The organism is Bartonella vinsonii subsp. berkhoffii ATCC 51672, from assembly GCF_902825225.1.
Lineage (GTDB): Bacteria > Pseudomonadota > Alphaproteobacteria > Rhizobiales > Rhizobiaceae > Bartonella > Bartonella berkhoffii.
This window is the reverse complement of the sequence record NZ_CADEAK010000278.1, coordinates 1-399: the sequence shown is the minus strand read 5'-3', so window position 1 is coordinate 399 and position 399 is coordinate 1. Positions and strand designations below refer to the sequence as shown.

Here is a 399-nt window from a genome sequence, read left to right as displayed (position 1 = left end):
GTCGACAGATAAAGTGCTCAATTAGCACATCTTCTCGCCGTGGTCAGTGTATAGCGATAAATCTGCAAAATAATTTGTCGTGATGGAGGTGTTATTTTAAGAAGCAGATTTATCGTCTTCTGGAAAAAGCTCTTTTGAATGTTGAAGTATGAGAGGCATTTGGGTAAGCATGAAGAGAACTGTTATGGGCATGACACCAAATACTTTAAAACGCGTCCAAAAATTATCGCTAAAGTTACGCCAAACAATTTCATTCAAAAGAGCAAGAAATACGAAAAAAAATGCCCAGCGATATGTAAGCGTTTGCCATCCTAAATCATCAAGTTTTAAAGTAGGATCAATAGCATAACGCAAAAGTGGTTTTTTAAAAAGCACACCACCAAAAAGAATAAGAGCAAA

At 36.3% G+C, this 399-nt stretch carries 1 protein-coding gene; it reads right to left on the bottom strand.

Annotation, left to right across the window (positions count from 1 at the left end):
- Nucleotides 1-96: 96 nt before the first annotated feature.
- A partial coding sequence (locus J7R10_RS09260) for a septation protein IspZ (protein WP_208436526.1) occupies nt 97-399 on the bottom strand: 303 nt, incomplete at its 5' end.